Consider the following 19400-nt stretch of genomic DNA (forward strand, 5'->3'; position numbering starts at 1 on the left):
TCTCCCCCCCACTCTGGGCCGCGTTTGGGGGGGTGGCGCGCGGTGTTTCCCCTGCCCCCCCCCATTCAATCCCCCTTATACACCCCCCGCGTTTTCCCCGCCCCCCCCCGGGGGGGCGCCCGCGGCGTATGGATGTCAGGCCTTCCAATACCATCCGGCGGCATGCCAGGATGCGACGCGGGTGTTGGAATTTGCCTGGAAACCCTCCAGCCCTTCCTTGCAGCCGAACACGTTGGTGTAGGCAAATAGAGGCAGGAACGGCAGATCCTGACGGACGATTTCCTGCACGCGCAGATAGATGGCGCGCCGCTGTTCCCGATCGAAGGTGCGGGCGCCCTTCTCGAGCAGCGCATCGACCTCCGGGTTGGAGTATTGGCCTGTGTTCGAGCCCTTTCCGCCCTTGGCGACGATCGCCTTGGTATGCAGGCGGTTGAAAACGTCGGGGTCGCCCGCGATGAGATTGGTTACACCGGAGATGGCTGACTCGAACTGCGATTTGAGCCAGAAATCGCCCCACATGACGGCGGCCGGCAGGTTCGAGATGGTCATCTCGACTCCGATCTCGGCGAATGTCTGCTGCAGGAACTGCTGCGTCTGCTCGCGCAAATGGTTGCCGGAAGTGGTGGAGTTGGCGAACGACAGACGCACCCCATCCTTCGCCCGTATTCCATCGGCTCCGGGCACCCAGCCGGCCTCGTCGAGGATCTGGCCCGCGCGCTCGATGTTGAACTCCTGCGCCGGCAGGTTCGGATTGTAGTAGTAGGAATTCTGCGGCATGAACGTCTCGGTAGGGGTGTGGACCCCGTAATAAAGTGCTTCGAGGATCGCTTTCCTGTCGATTGCGGCGTAGAGCGCCTGGCGGACCGCCGGATCCTTGAATTGCGGCTTCTCAAGATTGAGATAGATCGACTCGACCGATGACCCGCGCTCCAACATGACCACCCGATCCGACAGTTGGCTGGCTTCCGCGTAGTGGTCGGCGGTTATGAATGCCTGGTCGACAAGATCGATGTCGCCGCTCTTGAACTGGGTATAGAGCACTGTCATGTCGGGGATGTATTTGAAGACGAGCCGCTCCAAATAGGGACCCTCCCCGGCATAATCCGCGTTCGCGACGAGTTCGATATGGTCGCCGGCAGTGCGCTTCGCCCATTTGAATGCGCCAGTGCCGACAGGCGCCTGATTGAAGGCGGCGGCGTTGGGGTCGGCCTCTTTTTCGAGGATGTGCTTGGGAACCATGAAGGTTTCGGCGAGAAACGACAAATAGGGGGCGAAAGCCTCCTCCATCCGCCAGGTGAGCTCGGTCGGCGAGACCACCTTGATATCGCGCACCAGGGAATGACCGGCCGTGCGCCACGCCCGGAATTTCGGATTGGTGATGAGCTCGAGAGTGAATTTCACGTCATCGGCAGTGAAAGGCTCGCCGTCGTGCCAGCGGACGTCATCACGCAGGCGGATGCGCCACACAAGTCCGTCCTCTGAAATGCCGCCGTTTTTCTGGCTGGGCACTTCGACAACGAGATTGGGCTGAAGAACACCCTTAGGGTCCATGCGAACGAGTGCATCAAACACCGAGAAATGCACAGCGTCGTCGCACTCGGTATGCGGCATCAGTGGATTGAAGACGGTGGGTTCCTGCGAAAATCCGACGACGACGCGGCCGGTTGGGCTCGCTGGAGGCTTCTGGGCGAAGGCGGGTTTGCCCAACAGATTGGGCGCAATGAGGCCTGCAGCGCCGCCTATCGCCATCAACCGCAGTGCATCGCGTCGCGAGTAGTTTGATTTGGTGTTTGAGCGTTCAGTCATTGGAATTCCCCTTGTTCTGGCGGTATCCGCCGTGGCTCTTACCCATTTGCTGCAACCGGACGGGTAGATCCCGGCTGCTCTCCAGGAATCGCCGCCACCAGCTCACGTGTGTAGGCTGATTGCGGGTCGAGGAAGATTTGCGAGGGAGGACCGCGTTCGACGATCCGCCCTTTCTGCATCACCGCGATTTCGTCGCAGATCTGGCTGGCGACGCGCAGGTCGTGGGTGATGAAGATCATCGACACGCCGGTTTCCCGCTGGATCTGGTCGAGCAGCTGCAGGATCTGGGCCTGGATCGACACGTCGAGCGCCGACACCGCTTCGTCGGCGATCAGCAGCTTCGGCTTGAACATCAGTGCCCGGGCGATGCCGATGCGCTGGCGCTGCCCACCGGAGAATTCATGCGGAAAGCGATCAAAGGCGCCGGTATCGAGCCCGACATGGGCCAGCAGCGCCTTCGCCTCTTCACGCGCCTGGGCATAGGGCGTCCCATGCGCGACTGGGCCAACGGTCAGGATGTGGCCGATCGTCGAGCGCGGGTTGAGCGAGGCGAAGGGATCCTGGAAGATCATCTGGACCCGCGGCCGCAGCGGGCGGAATTCGGCTTCGGAAAGCTTGGCGATGTCGCGGCCCTCGAACAGAATCCCGCCGCCGTCGCTGTCCAGCAGCTTGATCAAAAGCCGACCAAGCGACGATTTGCCGGAACCGCTTTCGCCCACAACGCCCAGCGTGCGCCCGGGCGCCAGATCGAACGAGACCTCGTTGACCGCGGGCACGACGCGCTGCGCGCTGAACAGGGAACTGCCGCTGCGGTAGGTCTTCATCAGGCCTTCGACCTTCAGGATCGGCGCTTTGTCCGCCGTCTCCAGAGGAACGCGGTCCTCACCAGTCAGGTGCGGGACGGCTGCGATAAGGCGCCTTGTGTAGGGATGGCCAGGCGACTTCAGGACCTGTTGAGCGCTACCCTGCTCGACGATGTGGCCCTTCTCCATCACCACGACGCTGTCGGCGATCTCGGCCACCACCCCGAAGTCATGGGTGATGAACATGACGCTCATTCCCTTGCGTCGCTGAATCTCGCGGATCAGCTCCAGAATCTGCGCCTGGGTGGTCACGTCGAGCGCGGTCGTCGGTTCATCCGCGATCAGGATCGTCGGCTCGAGCGCCAGCGCCATGGCGATCATCACCCGCTGCCGCTGCCCGCCGGAGAGGCGGAACGGATACTGGTGGTACATAAGTGCCGGGTCCGGCAGTCCCACCTCGGTCAGCAGTTCGATAGCGCGGCCGCGACGGGATTTCGGAGTGCCGACGCCATGCGCCGCCATGACCTCGTCGATCTGTGCACCCACGGTCATCAACGGATTGAGCGCCGACAGCGGATCCTGGAAGATCATCGACACCACTCGGCCGCGCAGGCTGCGCAGCTTGTCCTGCGGCATGCCTATGATGTTCATCCCATCGAGGTGAATGGCGCCCGAGGAGACGCGGATCACATTGGGCAGTAGCCCCATGATGGCGTTGGCGGTGACCGACTTGCCGGATCCAGACTCGCCAATGACGCACAGAATCTGGCCGCGTTTCAGATCAAAGGAGATGTTCTCGACGGCATGGGTCCGTTCCATGCCTTTTGGCAAATTCACCGTGAGGTCGCGCACCGAAAGCGCCACATCGTGGGGGGCTACAGGCTGGATGGTTGCGACCATTGCGATCATCTCCCGTTTGAACCGAGCGGGTCCACGCTGTTGCGGACCTTATCATCGCGCTTTGAGCAGAAGCGCCTCACTATAGCGTCCGTCGTCTGGCCATCTCGGCGCATCGAGCGCTGAGGCTGCGAGAGACTGATTCTGCTCATCCTGGCGGCTCCCTTGATGAAATTCGGTCCGTGTACCGGATACTGTTCCCTTGGAGCTTGCCCGCTATATGGAAGGGTTGCTCCGTTCTTTCAGCCAGTTTGACTGTTCTGTATCCGCATAGTCGTCGAAATTTGGCCCTCGGGCGGCAGGAACTTCTGAAAAGAACGTCAGGTTCGGCATTTCACTCTGCTCCCGCTCCGGCGCAGAACCGGGATCAGACAACCAGGTCCTTCTTCCGCTAATTTGTGCGCGACAGGCCTTGCGTCACTGCGCGCCGCGTCCCGAAAAGCCCATGCCGCAGATCACGCGACTGGATGAAGCGTACTCCTTGCTTGCCCCTGCGAGGTTGGGCGCCAGCGAGCGCTTTTTCGGCAACAATTGCCTGTTCCATGGGCAGCAAACCGCAGGAAATTCCGTCCAGGCATGAACTCCGCAGCCTGCCTCTGCGGGCCGCAGGTTAGGATGTTTCAAATTTACCGGAGTCCCATCCATGCCCGCGCCGCTCATGCACATCGATTCCAGCCCATCCCTGCCTCGCGACGCGGACGTCGTCGTCATCGGCGCCGGCGTGGTGGGCGTGTTCACGGCATATTATCTCGCACGCAGCGGCGTCAGCGTTGCCCTGCTGGAGAAGGGGCGCGTTGCCGCCGAACAGTCCAGCCGCAACTGGGGCTGGTGCCGTCAGCAGAACCGTGACGCACGCGAGTTGCCGATGGCAACCAGGAGCCTCGATCTATGGGAAAAAGTGGCGCAGGAGACCGGCGAGGACACCGGCTTCCGCCGCTGCGGCCTGCTCTATCTCTCGCAGGACGAAAACGAGTTGGCAGGCTGGGCAAAGTGGCGCGATTTCGCAAGGACGGTTGGCGTCACGACGGATGTGCTGAGCGCGGAAGAAGCCACCGAACGGGGCAAGGCGACCGGCCGCAAATGGAAAGGCGGGGTGTTCTCGCCAACTGACGGAACGGCGGATCCTTCAAAGGCGGTGCCCGTCGCCGCGCGCGGCATCATGGCGGCCGGCGGAACGGTACATCAGAATTGCGCGGCGCGCGGGCTGGAGTTGAGCGCCGGCCGGGTCAGCGGCGTCGTTGCAGAAGCGGGAACCATCCGGACAACGACCGTGGTCATGGCCGGAGGCGCGTGGGCTTCCTCCTTCTGCAACCAGCTTGGTATTCGTTTCCCGCAAGCTGCTGTGCGTCAATCCATTCTAGCCGTAGCGCCGGGGGCAGAAGGCCTGCCGGATGCCCTGCATACCGCGCGCGTCTCGCTGACGCGGCGCAGCAACGGTGGCTACGCGCTGGCGATCAGCGGGCGGGCGCGAGTCGATCCAACGCCGCAGCAGCTCAGGTTCAGCCGCGAGTTCTTGCCCATGTTCGCCCGCCGCTGGCGCAGTCTGGCCCCGGGAGCGTTCGAGGGCTGGCGTCAAGGTCATGAAAGCCTGGGGAAATGGGCCCTCGACGACGTCACACCAATGGAACGGAATCGGATTCTCGACCCGAAGCCGGACACGAGGCAGATTCGGCTGACCTATCAAAGAGCCTGCGAATTGCTGCCTGAGTTCCAGCGGGCGGCGATTTCTCACGCTTGGGCGGGCTATGTCGACAGCACGCCCGATGGCGTCCCGGCAATCGGTGAAGTGGAGGGGATTCCGGGCTTCATTCTCGCCGCGGGATTCAGCGGCCACGGCTTCGGGATTGGGCCCGGCGCTGGACATATGATCGCCGATACGATCACCGGCAGCGAGCCGATCGTCGATCCGCGTCCTTATGGGCCCGAGCGTCTGAAGTCAGCTGCGTGGGGCAAGGTCGCTGAATTCTGAGAAGACCGTTTGCCAAGCTGCAATCGGTCGCACATGAGATCGAGGCTGCGATGCAGCCAGCACTGAAAACAGGGAAAATGACGATGCGCGAATATGAGATTGCCGCCATTCCTGCCGACGGGATCGGCCCAGAGGTCATTGCCGCCGGTCTCCAGGCGCTTGAGGCGCTGCAGCAGCGCTGCGGCGACTTCAAGCTGCGCATCCAGCACTTCGACTGGGGCTCGGACTATTACAAGGCCCATGGTCGGATGATGCCCGAAGATGGGGTGGCGCAACTGAAGCGCTTCGACGCCATCTTCTTTGGCGCGGTAGGCGCGCCCGATGTGCCTGACGACATCACGCTCTGGGGGCTCCGGCTGCCGATTTGCCAAGGCTTTGATCAATACGCCAACGTGCGGCCGACCAGGATCTTGCCCGGTATTGCTTCGCCGCTGGCGGGCGTTGGCCCTGGCGACCTGGATTGGGTGATCGTGCGGGAGAATTCCGAGGGCGAGTATTCGGGCCACGGCGGCCGAGCCCATCGCGGCCTCCCCGAGGAGGTCGGAACCGAGGTCGCGATCTTCACGCGCGTCGGCGTCACCCGCATCATGCGCTATGCATTCCGGCTGGCGCAGTCACGGCCGCGAAAGCTCCTGACAGTCGTTACAAAATCCAACGCGCAGCGTCACGGCATGGTAATGTGGGACGAAATCGCAGCCGAGGTGGCGCCGGAATTCCCGGACATCGCCTGGGACAAGATGCTGGTCGATGCTATGACCGTGCGTATGACGTTGAAACCTCGGAGCCTCGATACCATCGTCGCCACCAATCTTCACGCCGACATATTGTCGGACCTCGCAGGCGCCCTCGCAGGCAGTCTCGGCGTTGCACCGACCGCCAATATTGACCCCGAGCGGCGCTATCCCTCGATGTTCGAGCCAATTCACGGCTCGGCATTCGACATCGCCGGCAAGGGTATTGCCAACCCGATCGCCACCTTCTGGACCGCTGCCCAGATGCTCGAACATCTGGGCGAAAGCGCAGCTTCCGCCCGGTTGATGAGTGCTGTGGAAATGGTGGCACGTGAAGGCGTACTGACGCCGGACGTGGGAGGGACAGCGACTACGCAGGAGGTGACGGACGCCGTCTGCCGGACGATCCGCGGTTCGAACGTTTGACAGGTTTGAAAATGAAGCTCGACAAGATCGACATCAAGATCCTATCCCAACTGCAAAAGAACGGCCGGGTCACGAATGTCGAACTCGCCGACCTGGTGAATCTTTCACCGAGCCCTTGCCTGATGCGGGTGAAGAAGCTTCAGGCGGAAGGCTTCATCACCGGCTATTCCGCCCAGATCGATGTGTCCAAGCTCGGGCAGACTCTGACGATCTTCACCGAAGTCACGCTCAAGCACCACCAGCAGAACGACTTCGCGAGATTTCTCACCGCAATTCAGAAAGTCGATTCTGTTATCGAATGCCACCTGGTTTCAGGCGGTTACGACTATCTCGTGAAGTTTGTCACAGCGGGCATCAGCGAGTACCAGACGATCATGGAGCGCATGATCGAACTGGATATCGGAATCGACAAATATTTCAGCTTCGTCGTGCTGAAGTCACCGATCGTCAAATCCCATTTGCCTCTCGACGCCATATTCGACAGCTGAGGAAGCGGCTGCCGCGCGCATGCGGCGGCAGTCTGGACGATCATCCCTTCATCGCCGACCGCACATCCTGGTCCTCGAGGGTTTGATCCAGGGTCATCCGGGTGCGTTCGAGGATTCCATCAATATCGTCATCAGTGCAGCAGAGCGGCGGCGCAAAGCCGAGAATGCCGCTGTTGAAGGCGCGGATGACAAGGCCGTTCGCCCACGCGCGCTCGAAGATGCGGCGCCCCGGATCGGCCGCCGCCGGCAGCGGCGTCTTGCGCTCCTTGTCGGTGACCAACTCGATTGCTGCCAGCATTCCACGACCGCGAATGTCGCCAACCAGCGGGTGGTCGGCGAGCGAGCGAAGGCCTGCCATCAAGCGCTTGCCAGCCTTGCGCCCGTTCTCGAGCAAGCTGTCTTCGTAGAGACGCAGGCATTCGAGCCCGACTGCCGCGCTCACGGGGTGGGCCGAATAGGTATAGCCATGGCCGACAGGCGCTTTGCCAGCTCCGTCCGCGATCGTATTGTACACATGGTCCGAGATGAAGACGGCGCCCATCGGCACATAGCCCGAGGTCAGTCCCTTCGCCGTGGTCATGAGATCCGGCACGACCTCGTCTTCCTCACAGGCGAAGAGGGGGCCGGTACGGCCAAAGGCAGTGATGACTTCGTCGACAACGAACAGGATGTCGTGTTCCTTGCACACGGCGTGCAGAGCCTTCAGCCAACCTGTCGGTGGAACGAGGACACCGCCCGAACCCTGGATGGGTTCGGCGTAGAAGGCCGCAACGCGGCCCGCGCCGAGTTCCGCGATCTTGGCCCGCAGGGCCGCGACCGATGCATCGATGATCGCCTGCGGGTCGGAACCGACCGGATTGCGATATGCGTAGTGCGAGGGAATCTTGTGCTGCCAGTCGTAAGGCACGCCGAAACCCGCATGGAAAGCCGGGATCGCGGTCAGACCTGACCCTGCCGTCGAGGAGCCATGGTAGCCATGCTCGACCGAGATGAACTGGTCCTTTTGCGGCGTGCCCTTGGCATGGTAGTAATAGCGAATGAAGCGGATCGTGCTGTCGATAGCGTCGGAGCCGCCAAGCGTGAAATAGACATGGTTCAATTCGCCGGGCGCCAGTGCGGCAAGCCTGGCAGCAAGGCGAATGGCAGGCTCGGATCCCAGCCCGAAATATCCCGTCGCATAGGGAAGCTCTCTCAGCTGCTTGGCGGCTGCTTCAACGACACTTTCCTGGCCGTATCCGATGTTTACACACCATAGACCGGCGAATCCGTCGAGCAGGGTTTTCCCGCTTGCATCGGTCACCGTTGCGCCCTTGGCGGATTTGAGCACCCGCACGCCCGTCTCCTCGTGGCTCCGATAGCACGAAAACGGGTGAACCAGATGTGCGCGATCGAGTTCGATCAGTGAATTTGCCAGCATTTCTTCCTCCGATTCAACCGAGTGCCTGATTTAACCGAGCGCCTGACTGACCAACGCATATGTGCGGTGATGCGCGGGCTTGCTTTCCTTGTGCGTGACCATGGAGCGTCGCATCGTGATCCCACCGCCAACGTGCGCGAGGCCGCGCCCGGTGAGCCAGTCAGCAAGATCCGTTGAAACGTCGGTATCGACACGGACGAACTTGCCCTGATGATGGGCGAGCAGAAAGTCGATCAGGGCCTTGGCCTCGGCACCGTTTCTCGCCACCACCGGCCCGATGACCAGCCCCCGGCCGAATGGCCGGATGGCGGAAAAGGCCTGGGCATCGCCTTCATCGCGAATGACAGCGAACTTCGCGCGCTCGAAAAGCCGCTTCATCAGCGCCGAACGGTCATGGCCAAATGCCTCGCGATCCAGCACCTCGATGCGGGCAAGATCGCCGCTCTCTGCCCAGGATACACGAGCCGGCGCCGAAACTGCCAACGCCTCGCCCTGATGCTGCACGATCTCGCCAGTCGTGACGAAGCCCAGCTTCTCATAGAGCGGCAGGCCTTCCCGTGTCGCCGTCAGGCAACAGGTGCGCTCACCCGCCTTGGCCAGCGCCTCTTCCATCATCTTTCGGCCGAGTCCGCGGCCGCGCATGGCCGCATCGACGATCACCATGTTGATGGCGGCGGCATCGTCGCCGTAGGGGGTCATCATGATGGTCGCCACCACGCGTTCTTCTTCCAGAGCGACGATCCCTCGGCTGACCGACTGGGCCAGTTCCCAATCCTCGCGACGATGCGGCCATTTAACTTGGCGAGACAACTCGACAGCACCTTCCAGGTGCCCCGGTGTCATCTCTTCAAGGATGATCTGTCGTGTGGTCATGATGAATTCCGGCCTTCGTCTTCAGGTGCTAACGGTAGACCATCAAAGACAGCAGTTCCTCCCGACCGGCAGCCATGCGCGACGCGTTTTCACTATCCTTCGCCGCTCGCGCCGCATCTTCTGCCGAAGCATGGCCGACAGGCCGCGCTGCTCCCAAAGCTCGAAACGACACCTGGCGCAACTCTCTGCCAAACCGGCGATGCAATACGAAACGATCTGCTTCAGGTCGCGGCGAATGCGGCCGTTAGTCTTCCAGATCTCCGACTATCGTGATTGTGGTACAGGCACGCTGTGCCGAGAAAAATAGGAGGATTGTCGCCATGTCGACGTTCAGACCGAAATACATCACCTTCGACTGCTACGGTACGCTCACCAATTTCGATATGGCCGGCGCGGCGCGGTGCGTCTACGGCGAGCGCCTCTCCCCAGAGGCAATGGCCAGCTTCGTCGAGGCTTTTAGAGGCTATCGCCTTGACGAGGTGCTGGGGCCATGGAAACCCTTTCTCGAGGTGGTGCAGAATTCCATCGAACGCAGCTGCAAGCGCATCGGTATCCAGTTCAAACCCGAAGACGCCCAACGCATCTATGACGAAGTGCCGACCTGGGGTCCGCACCCCGACGTCCCGGCTGGCCTGTCCAGAGTGGCCAAGGAAATCCCACTGGTGATCCTGTCCAACTCCATGAACAGCCTGATCATGTCGAATGTGGAAAAGCTCGGCGCGCCCTTTCACACCGTCATCACAGCCGAAGAGGTTGGCGCCTATAAGCCGCTGATGAAGGGCTTTGAATACATGCTCGACAAGCTCGGCTGCGGCCCTGAGGACATCACTCATGTCTCCTCCTCATTCCGCTACGATCTGATGACCGCCTACGATCTCGGCATCAAGAGCAAGGTCTGGGTGAACCGCGGACACGAGCCTGCAAACCCCTTCTACGAATATACCGAGATCAAGGATATCGGCGGGCTGGCCGCCGCGGTCGGCCTGGAGCCCGTTCGGGAAGTTGCATGAGGCTGGCGGGCCTCCGGCATCGCGCCATCCGAAGTATCGAAATGAGAAAGGGGCGGTTTCGACCGCCCCTTTCTGATTCTGGTGCCGCTGTTGCGACTCCGGCAAAGCCTACTGGTTCAACCCGCCGACGTGGAGCGTCTTGACCTCGAGATATTCCTCGATGCCGAGCTGCGATCCTTCGCGCCCCAGCCCCGACTGCTTGACACCGCCGAATGGAGCGACCTCGGTCGAGATCAGGCCGGTATTGAGCCCGACCATACCGAACTCCAGCGCCTCGGCGACACGCCATGACCGCTTGAGGTTGTCGGTGTAGAAGTAGGCAGCAAGGCCGAACGGCGTACCGTTCGCGATCGTGATGGCCTCTTCCTCCGTCTCGAAGCGAAAAAGCGGCGCCACCGGACCGAAGGTCTCTTCCGATGCCAGGAGCATGTCGGTAGTGGCCTCCCCCAGGACGACGGGCCGTGCATATTGCCTGCCGTCGGGCACTGCCTCGCTTTGGGCGAGGATCTGCGCGCCTTTCGTCTTCGCATCCGCAATGTGACGCTCGATCTTGTCGATCGCGGCCGCGTTGATCATCGGGCCGATCTCAGTGCCCTCGTCGGTCCCCGCGCCAACCTTCATCCGCGTGACGCGCTGGCTCAGCTTTTCGGCGAATGCGTCGTAAACGCCTTCCTGCACGAGAATCCGGTTCGCGCAAACGCAGGTTTGACCGCCATTGCGGAACTTGGATACGATCACCCCTTCAACTGCGTTATCCAGATCGGCGTCGTCAAAGACGATGAAGGGCGCGTTGCCGCCAAGCTCCAGGCTCAGCCGCTTGATGCTATCGGCCGCGCCACGCATGAGCAGCGCACCGACGCGGGTCGAACCGGTGAACGAGATCTTGCGCACCGTTTCGTTGGCCATCAGCTCTTTGCCGATCTCGCCCGGCATGCCGGTCACGATGTTGATAACGCCTGCCGGGATGCCCGCCCGCTCCGCCAGGACGCCGAGCGCGAGCGCCGAAAACGGTGTGAACTCCGACGGCTTGATCACCACCGTGCAGCCGGCGGCAAGGGCGGGCGCCACCTTGCGCGTGATCATCGCATTGGGGAAATTCCACGGAGTGATGACGGCACAGACGCCGACTGCTTCCTTGAGAACCAGAATGCGGCGATCGGCGGTGGGTGACGGAATGGTCGAGCCACCGATCCGGCGCGCCTCTTCGGCAAACCATTTCACGAAAGATGCGCCGTAACGGATTTCCGCCGACGCCTCGGCAAGCGGCTTGCCCTGTTCCAGCGTCAGCAGAAGCGCCAAATCCTGTTCGTGCTGGCGAATGAGGTCGTGCCAGCGCTCCAGCAGTCCGGCACGCTCGGCATGGGTCGTCTTCTTCCAGCTTTTGAATGCCTCGGCCGCAGCAGCGATAGCGGCCCTGGTCTCGTCGCCGCCCATGTCGGGAACGCTGCCAAGAACATTCAGGGTGGCAGGATTGGTGACATCGACGACGGCCTTTGTATCCGCTTCCCGCCACACGCCGCCAATCAACGCCTGCTGGCGCAACAGGTCCGCGTCATCAAACGTGCCAATCTTCGTTATCGCATTCATGGTCTTTTCCTCTGCCCTTTCAGCTCAATGCCGCAAGCACGGCTTGCGTGATTGTTTCAGTCCGGTCCTTGCCCGCGATCGTGCCTATTCCCTGCGCGGTTACGGACTCGATCGCCGACATCACTTCTGCCGCAGCATGCCCCTCGCCCAGATGCTCGAGCATCATCGCACCCGACCAGATCGCGGCGATCGGATTGGCGACACCGAGATGCGCGATGTCGGGCGCCGAGCCGTGGACCGGCTCGAACATGGAAGGCGCGCTGCGATCCGGATTGATATTGGCGGAGGCGGCGTAACCCAGCCCGCCCTGAATGGCCGCTCCAATATCGGTGAGGATGTCGCCAAACAGGTTCGAGGCGACGATCACGTCGAGGCTATCCGGCGCCAGCACCATGCGGGCGGCAATGGCGTCGATGTGGTAGTGCGAGACTTCGATGTCGGCATAGTCCTTAGCCACCTCACGCGTAACCTCATCCCAGAAAACCATGGAATGCTTCTGTGCGTTGGACTTGGTGACGGATGCGAGCTTCTTGCGGCGCGCCCGCGCCTGTTCGAAACCGAAACGCATGATCCGTTCGACACCCGCACGCGTGAAGATTGCCGTCTCAATCGCCACCTCATTGGCCGTGCCGGAATGAACGCGCCCGCCGGCGCCGGAATATTCGCCTTCCGTATTCTCGCGGATGCACAGGATGTCGAACCCCTCGGAGCGAAGGGGACCCTGAACGCCCGGCAACAGCCTGTGCGGCCGTATGTTGGCGTACTGCGTGAACCCTTTCCGGATCGGCAGGAGCAGTCCGTGAAGCGATACTGAGTCGGGCACTTCCGCGGGCCAGCCGACAGCGCCGAGATAGATCGCATCGAATTTTCGAAGGGTCTCGATGCCATCTGGCGGCATCATTGCGCCGGTTTCCAGGTAGTAGGCGCACGACCATGGGAAGCGTGTGCCGTCAAGGGCGAAACCGCCCCGTTTGGCCGCCGCCTGCATCACCTGCCATGCCGCCCCGGTCACGTCCCTGCCAATGCCGTCGCCGGGGATGAGCGCTATGTCATAGGTCTTCATCGATCGAGGTCCTCATTCGCACTATCGGAACCATAGCGGACCGCGCGCCGCATTTTTCGTCGAGGATGAGCGGCCCGACAGCGTCGAATCGCGTCGGGCCGGACTTGGAAAGTCGATTGTTTCGGAACCGCCGCGTGCTCTACTCGGCCGGACCTTGGGCACTGAACTCAGTCGCAAACGCAGACGTAGATCTTGCGCACGGTCTCGACCGTGCGCCAGACGCCGACGAAACCCGGCTTCATCACGAAACTGTCGCCGGCGCGGTAAGTCTTGGTCTCGCCGCCCTTCTCCTCGATTTCGATGAGGCCCGAAAGGATATGGCAGAACTCGTAGGTGGTGCCCTTGATCGAATGCGTCTCGCCGGGGGTGGCTTCCCAAACGCCGGTCAGAACCTTCTCACCTTTCGAGGCATCCTGCGCCCAGGTCTTGAACGATGGAGTGCCGGAAATGAGCCGCTCCGGCAGCGGCAATGCCTCCTTCGGCGTGAAGGCGGGATTTGTGTCGATCGTGGTCAGCAGTGACATGTGAGGTTTCCCTGGTTAGTAGCCGAGTGTCCGATCGACGAGGCCGATCAGTTCTTCGCCGGCGCGGTGGCGCCGGACGTTGTCGACGGCGGCTTGCGCCGCCGTATGCGGTTGCGTCACCGAGGCAATGTGCGGCGTTATCATCACCTTCGGATGCGACCACAGCGGATGCTCTTCCGGGAGCGGTTCCGGATCTGTGACATCAAGCACCGCCGCGGATACGTGACCGCTATCGAGCGCGTCGATCAGCGCCGCCTGGTCGAGTTGCGGACCCCTGCCGACATGCAGCAGCCGCGCCCCGGCTGGTAGCAAGGAGAAGAGCTTTGCATCGAGAATTCCGCTGGTTTCCTGCGTCAGCGGTAGCAGGCAGACGAGAATGTCCGTCTGCTTCAGAAAGCGGGGCAACTGATCGGCGCCGTGAAAACAGGCGACGCCCTCTATCCGCCTTTCGCTGCGGCTCCAGCCGGCAAGCGGAAACTGGAACGGCTTCAGGCGCTCGATTGCCGCCTGCGCCAGCATGCCAAGACCAAGAAAACCGACCCGGCGCTCGGCCGCCTGTCGAGCGGCAATCGGCTGCCAGAGGCACCTTTTCTGCTGCTCGAGATAGGCGGGCATCTCCCGGTGGAGCGCCAACACGCCAAGCGCGACGTATTCCTGCATCATGCGGATGATGCCGTCCTCGACCATGCGCACAAGCTTCACATGGCTTGGCACCACGTCCTGCTTGAACTGGTCGACGCCGGCTCCGATCGAAAAAAGCACTTCCAGATTGCGGTAGCGCGAGATGTCGTCCGGCACCGTCCAGGTGATGAGATAGCGCACCTTGTCCGGCTCCAACTCCTCGCCGGAATGGAAGAATTCAAGATCCGGGAGTTCGCGCGCAAAAATCTCGCGGAACACCGCAGCACGCGCCGTATCGGAATTGAAAAGAAATGCCATGGAAGCTGCCCTTCCCTCAGGCCGCGAGACGCGCGCCGAGATCCTCGATCATGCTCTGGCAGGCAGCAAGTTCATCGATCTCGATGTATTCATTGGGACGATGCGCGCGGGAAATGTCGCCGGGGCCGCAAATGATCGCATCGATGCCGGCCTGCTGATAAAGCCCGGCCTCCGTGCCGTAGCTCACCGCCGTGAGCGGCTCCTGCCCCGTCAGCTCGGTCAGAACGGCCGCCAGCTTGCTCCCCTCCGCCGGCGCAAGGGCGGGATAGGAACTCAATTCGTGCCAAGCCACCTCGAAGCCGCCGTCGCGCAGATCGAAAAGCCGGGCTTTGACCGGCTCAAGCAGGGATGCTGGGGAAACGCCCGGCACGGCACGCACCTCGATATCGGCTGTGCAGTGGCCAGCGATGATGTTGACGGCTTGTCCACCGGCGATGACGCCCACCTGCAAGGAAGAATATGGGGGCTCGAAATTTTGATCGAGCGGCCCGCCGGCGAGGGATTGGCCGTAGGCCACGGCGTGCGTGATGACGCCGGCCATGGCGTGCACGGCATTGAGGCCGAGATCGGGGCGTGACGAATGGCCGGATCGCCCGATCACCTCGAGCCGCGCGGCGGCCTTGCCCTTGTGCGCGCGCACAGGCTGCATCCGGCTGGGCTCGCCGACAATCGCGCCAAGCGGCCTCTCGCATAGGCTCGGCAACGCAGCCAAGAGATGCGGCGCGCCACGGCACCCCGCCTCTTCATCGTAGGAGAATGCGAGATGGACTGGCTGCCGCAGGTTCATTGCCGCAAGTCCTGGCAGCGCGGCCAATGCGCAGGCGAGAAAGCCCTTCATGTCGGTGGTGCCACGGCCGTAAAGCCTGCCGCCCTCGCGACGCAGGACGAACGGATCCGAGCTCCATTCCGGCTCGCCGGCCGGCACGACATCCATATGTCCGGAGATGATATAGCCCTGACCGGCACGCGGGCCGACAGTGACGAACAGGTTGGACCGGTCGCCCTCGGGACCGGGGAGAACCGTCACTTCGGCTCCGGCTGCCTGACAGTAGTCGCGGATCCAATCGACGATCTCGCCGTTTGGCGCGCCCACAACGGAGGGAAATGCAATCAGGGTCGCGAGGATTTCTTCCACGTTCATGGCGGTCCGCTCTGCTTGCACACTATCACCGGGTGCGACCAGCCTATCGCTGCGCAGCAGTGTTCCCTGCCGAATCGCGTCGTACTTTGGCTGAAGATTGCGAAAAAACGCCTCGAACCAGCGAAACCTGCTGGCTTTCCCCTGTAATGCTGCGGCAAATGAGGCCTGTCGCAAACATGGCTATCGGCGCCAGGATTAACACCGCGTGCCTTTTGGCATTTGTTGAAGGACTTGGGGCTTACGTTGAAGGAGCGGATCGACTGAGATGCAGAGATCAGTACGCCTGAAATCCTTTGAACTGGTCGCGCGGGACATCAATGATGTCGACGTTGATCTGCTGCATGCACTATCGATTTCGGTCCGCTGGCCGCATCGTCCCAAGGATTGGGATTTGTTGCGCCGCGCCGGCCACGGCATCGTCGCCGTTGACGGAATTGGGCGCGTCTTCGGGAGCGCGATGTGGTTTCCCCAAGGGGACGATTTTGCCACCATTGGCCTGGTGATCACGACGCCTCGCGCACAGGCGCAGGGAGGTGGCCGATGGCTCATGGAACAGATCCTCGAGCAGTGCGGGGATCGCAATCTGGCCCTGAATGCAACCCACGCCGCCTATCCTCTGTATGTGTCGCTCGGCTTCACGAACGAGGCGATCGTCTACATGCGCCAGGGACAGGTCCCACAAACACTACCGCCATTGCCGGTTTTGGATGGTGAACTGATTGAGCTGCCCAGCGGCCGACTTGGCGAGATCACCGAGCTGGACGCGCGCGCATTCGGGACGAACCGCGCGAGGCTACTTGCGTTGCTCTCGGAGGATGCCTCGATCGCCACTTTGAGTCGTGGCGGCGTGGTCGTTGGCTATTCCATGTGTCGCGAGTTCGGGCGCGGCCATGTGATTGGACCCACAATAGCCCGAAACGACCAGGACGCGGTCCATCTCACAGCCGTCCATCTGAAGAAGCTGGCAGGTCGATTCGCCCGCGTCGATACGCGCGAGAAGGATGGCGTGTTTGCCGAGCTTCTGCAGCAGAGTGGCCTCGGCATTGCCGAGACCGTGACGACGATGTCCAAAGGCCGCCGCTTCCTGAACCGGGAAAGCAACGGACCTTGGGTCTATGGATTGGCCAGCCACGCCTGGAGCTGAATGCAAGCACCCGTCAAGCGGCAGAGGTGCGGGTTCCGCGTTGCGCAACACGTGGCGTTCGAACAGGAAATGCTCGTTCCGCTTCTGGCGCTGGTCCATCCGTTCAGCCACAACGCTTCCTGAGCCGCTCGAGATCGGGCACATCGACCTGGGTCACTGCGCTGATTGCAATGACTTTCTCCGCGCGGAGCCTGGACAACTGCCGCGAGACGGTCTCGATCGTCAGCCCGAGGAAATCGGCAACGTCACCGCGCGTGAGAGGCAGAATAAACTTGCGGCCCTTCTGTTCGCTGTCCGCCGAGGGATCGAGGTGCGTGGCGATGAGATAAAGGAAGCTGGCGACCTTCTCGGCAGCTGTCTTCCGCCCCAGCGTGACCATCCATTCGCGGGCTTCATCGAGTTCCCTGAGCGTCTGCTCCATTAATCGACGCTCCAGCTTGGGATTCCCCGCGATCATCCGTTCCAGAGCGCTTTTCGACACGCGGCAGAGATCGACGTCGGACGCAGCTTCGGCAGTTGCGGCACTGTCAGGCGCGAAAAGTCGCCCGAGGAAATCCGGGGCGAACTGCAGCCCGACGATCTGCTGGCGGCCGTCTTCCAGCACCTTCGTCAGCTTGATTACGCCACGCATTACATTCGCATAGGACTCGACGGGCATGCCCTCCGCGGCGAGTTCCTCTCCGGCGGAGTGCCGGGCCAGGCGAGTGTGACGAGAAAGCGCAACAAGCTCGGCCGAATCGAGCACGCCGCACATTCCCTTGTGCCGGGCCTCGCAGCTCCGGCAAAGCACAGGAATGTCGGAGTTGTGTATGTCCTTGCGGTTCGTGTTCATGGCGTTGTCGGGAATATCGGACGCTCCGGCGCCGAATGCCAGCGTGGCGTGCACGCCAAGGTTCGCGTATTGCCGCAGCCGCAGCCGATCCAGAAACTCGTCCGCACGTTTGATCCATGTCAAGAGAGCTCCGGCCGTTGCCGGATAACGCTGGCGCAAGGAGCCCGCAATGGATCAAGCAACCATCGAACGGCATTCGGCGCCCGTTCCGCGCTACACCAGCTATCCGACCGCACCACATTTCCACGCGGGGGTCGACCCTGCATCCTACTCGTCCTGGCTAGGTGCGTTGGATCCCTCGGCCCGCGGGGTTGAGCTGACGGAGGAGGACCGCGTCAGGGCTTCCGTGATAGAAAGCCTGATGTGCGGTTTCGGGTTTTCGTTGAAGGAACTCCGCGGGACCTTTGGCCAGCGCGTCGATACAATAGCGGAAATCGTCTTAGATCTCCGGCGCGACGACGCGGACGGTTTCACGTCGTTCGACGGCGAACGGTTCGCCGTCACCGTTGACGGCCGCCCGTTCGTCCGTACAATCGCAGCCCGTTTCGACCAATATCACGTACGCGGAAGCGCCCGACATTCCGCAGCCGTTTGAGGGACGCGGGAGGCGTCTGCTTCTTCTGGGCAATTGACAGAGGTTCGATCGATGCGGAGATAGGCGCTGCCAACGCAACCCCGACGTAACACGCACCTGATCCAGGAACTGAAAGGAAAGAGTCGGGATTTGGGAGGATAGCATGGGCGAGGTTCTACCCGGTCATCATGCCGATCGCATACAGGCCGCAATCATTTCGGATGCCGCGGCGAAATCGGCGCTGGTCGCTTCATGGCGACGCTCGTCCAATTTGCATAAGCTCGATCCAACCGATCCCAAACCGCCGCGTTACCTGACCGAGGCCGAATTTATCGACGCCAGGCAACGGATCGAACCGCTGATCCGAGCTGCCCAATCAAGCCTCGACAGACTCTACCTGGCGGTGGGAGGTGTTGGATGCTGCGTGCTTCTCGCCGACTGTGAGGGCGTGCCGGTCGAACGACGCGGTGCACCTGCGGATGACGAGACGTTTCACTCCTGGGGGTTGTGGACAGGCTCAGTCTGGAACGAGGAGAGCGAGGGCACCAACGGCATCGGCACCTGTCTTGTCGAGCAGCGCGTGCTGACGATCCATCGCGACCAGCATTTTCACACGCGCAACACAGCGCTGAGCTGCATCACCGCGCCCATCTACGATCACGAGGGAGACCTCGTCGCCGCCCTCGACGTGTCTTCCTGCCGGGCAGATCTAACCGAAGCTTTCGCCAATCTTATTTCGGTGGCTGTGGTCGACGCCGCACGACGGATCGAGGCGGAGAACTTCAAGTTGGCATTCCCGAAGGCGCGCATTCTGCTCGCGCCAATAACCGACAAAGGTTCGGGCGGACTGGTCGCGGTCGATGCGGACGACCTTGTGGTCGGCGCGACCCGCTTGGCGCGATTGGCGCTGGGAATCACGCAAAAAAGCCTTCGGAAGCCGATCCCCGCGGCCGATCTGCTTGGCGGGGCGAGGAAGGTCACCGAAGTCCTCGCCGAGGCGGAGCGCGGTGCTCTGCAACGGGTGCTGGCGCGGACAGATGGAAATGTCTCGGCCGCGGCCGCGGCGCTTGGGATCAGCCGTGCGACGCTCCACCGGAAGCTCAACCGCCTCGATCTCCATAGATCACACTGATCTTTTCGAATCCCGGCATGACTGTCGCAGTTCTGCGACACGTC

Annotated in this window: 17 protein-coding genes; 7 read left to right on the forward strand and 10 right to left on the reverse strand. The window is 61.9% G+C overall.

Annotation, left to right across the window (positions count from 1 at the left end):
* Positions 1–135: 135 nt before the first annotated feature.
* Together AC0L16_RS05810 and AC0L16_RS05815 are read right to left on the reverse strand one after the other, a co-directional pair.
* Positions 136–1806 carry a peptide ABC transporter substrate-binding protein gene (locus AC0L16_RS05810; RefSeq protein WP_473619548.1) on the reverse strand — a complete coding sequence of 557 codons (1671 nt, stop codon included), beginning with the start codon at positions 1804–1806 and terminating at the stop codon, positions 136–138.
* A 38-nt stretch (positions 1807–1844) separates the two neighbouring features.
* Entirely contained in the window at positions 1845–3509 is a 1665-nt protein-coding gene (locus AC0L16_RS05815) for an ABC transporter ATP-binding protein (RefSeq protein WP_473619550.1), read from the reverse strand.
* Between the two features lie 640 nt (positions 3510–4149).
* On the opposite strand from AC0L16_RS05815, the gene AC0L16_RS05820 reads away from it, so the two are divergent.
* The 3 genes from AC0L16_RS05820 (at position 4150) to AC0L16_RS05830 (ending at position 7120) form a co-directional block, all read left to right on the forward strand.
* Complete coding sequence (locus AC0L16_RS05820) at positions 4150–5475, forward strand: NAD(P)/FAD-dependent oxidoreductase (RefSeq protein ID WP_473619551.1); 1326 nt, start codon at positions 4150–4152, stop codon at positions 5473–5475.
* An 83-nt stretch (positions 5476–5558) separates the two neighbouring features.
* Positions 5559–6632, forward strand: coding sequence for a tartrate dehydrogenase (locus AC0L16_RS05825; protein ID WP_473619552.1), 1074 nt, complete (start codon positions 5559–5561; stop codon positions 6630–6632).
* Positions 6633–6643: 11 nt separating this feature from the next.
* On the forward strand, positions 6644–7120 hold the full coding sequence (locus AC0L16_RS05830; RefSeq protein WP_473619554.1) for an Lrp/AsnC family transcriptional regulator: 477 nt from the start codon (positions 6644–6646) through the stop codon (positions 7118–7120).
* A 40-nt stretch (positions 7121–7160) separates the two neighbouring features.
* On the opposite strand, the gene AC0L16_RS05835 is transcribed toward AC0L16_RS05830, so the two are convergent.
* Positions 7161–8537 (reverse strand): aminotransferase class III-fold pyridoxal phosphate-dependent enzyme, encoded by a 1377-nt coding sequence (locus tag AC0L16_RS05835; RefSeq protein ID WP_473619555.1) that lies wholly within the window; start codon positions 8535–8537, stop codon positions 7161–7163.
* A 30-nt stretch (positions 8538–8567) separates the two neighbouring features.
* Positions 8568–9410, reverse strand: a complete 843-nt coding sequence (locus AC0L16_RS05840) for a GNAT family N-acetyltransferase (RefSeq protein ID WP_473619556.1) — start codon at positions 9408–9410, stop codon at positions 8568–8570.
* Between the two features lie 320 nt (positions 9411–9730).
* On the opposite strand from AC0L16_RS05840, the gene AC0L16_RS05845 reads away from it, so the two are divergent.
* Positions 9731–10420, forward strand: a complete 690-nt coding sequence (locus AC0L16_RS05845) for a haloacid dehalogenase type II (RefSeq protein ID WP_473619557.1) — start codon at positions 9731–9733, stop codon at positions 10418–10420.
* 108 nt (positions 10421–10528) lie between these two features.
* Here AC0L16_RS05845 and AC0L16_RS05850 read toward each other — a convergent pair whose 3' ends face one another.
* The 5 genes from AC0L16_RS05850 to argE form a co-directional block, all read right to left on the reverse strand.
* Positions 10529–12007 (reverse strand): NAD-dependent succinate-semialdehyde dehydrogenase, encoded by a 1479-nt coding sequence (locus AC0L16_RS05850; protein WP_473619558.1) that lies wholly within the window; start codon positions 12005–12007, stop codon positions 10529–10531.
* A 19-nt stretch (positions 12008–12026) separates the two neighbouring features.
* A complete protein-coding gene (locus tag AC0L16_RS05855; RefSeq protein ID WP_473619560.1) occupies positions 12027–13070 on the reverse strand; it encodes a tartrate dehydrogenase in 1044 nt (347 codons plus the stop codon).
* A gap of 167 nt (positions 13071–13237) precedes the next feature.
* The gene (locus AC0L16_RS05860) at positions 13238–13594 is read right to left on the reverse strand and encodes a cupin domain-containing protein (protein ID WP_473619562.1); all 357 of its coding nucleotides are present in this window, start codon (positions 13592–13594) and stop codon (positions 13238–13240) included.
* 15 nt (positions 13595–13609) lie between these two features.
* Entirely contained in the window at positions 13610–14533 is a 924-nt protein-coding gene (locus AC0L16_RS05865) for a 2-hydroxyacid dehydrogenase (RefSeq protein ID WP_473619563.1), read from the reverse strand.
* 16 nt (positions 14534–14549) lie between these two features.
* Positions 14550–15674 carry an acetylornithine deacetylase gene (argE, locus tag AC0L16_RS05870; protein ID WP_473619564.1) on the reverse strand — a complete coding sequence of 375 codons (1125 nt, stop codon included), beginning with the start codon at positions 15672–15674 and terminating at the stop codon, positions 14550–14552.
* A gap of 265 nt (positions 15675–15939) precedes the next feature.
* Here argE and AC0L16_RS05875 point away from each other — a divergent pair, with 265 nt between their 5' ends.
* Positions 15940–16818: a GNAT family N-acetyltransferase gene (locus AC0L16_RS05875; RefSeq protein WP_473619566.1), complete on the forward strand. Its 879-nt coding sequence runs from the start codon at positions 15940–15942 to the stop codon at positions 16816–16818.
* A 103-nt stretch (positions 16819–16921) separates the two neighbouring features.
* Here the strand turns inward: AC0L16_RS05875 and AC0L16_RS05880 are convergent, their stop codons facing one another.
* The gene (locus AC0L16_RS05880) at positions 16922–17650 is read right to left on the reverse strand and encodes a Crp/Fnr family transcriptional regulator (RefSeq protein ID WP_473619744.1); all 729 of its coding nucleotides are present in this window, start codon (positions 17648–17650) and stop codon (positions 16922–16924) included.
* A gap of 169 nt (positions 17651–17819) precedes the next feature.
* Here AC0L16_RS05880 and AC0L16_RS05885 point away from each other — a divergent pair, with 169 nt between their 5' ends.
* Positions 17820–18245 (forward strand): hypothetical protein, encoded by a 426-nt coding sequence (locus AC0L16_RS05885; RefSeq protein ID WP_473619567.1) that lies wholly within the window; start codon positions 17820–17822, stop codon positions 18243–18245.
* Positions 18246–18387: 142 nt separating this feature from the next.
* Complete coding sequence (locus tag AC0L16_RS05890) at positions 18388–19356, forward strand: GAF domain-containing protein (protein ID WP_473619568.1); 969 nt, start codon at positions 18388–18390, stop codon at positions 19354–19356.
* Positions 19357–19400 lie beyond the last annotated feature (44 nt).

It is taken from the genome of Mesorhizobium sp. WSM4848 (assembly GCF_055811375.1).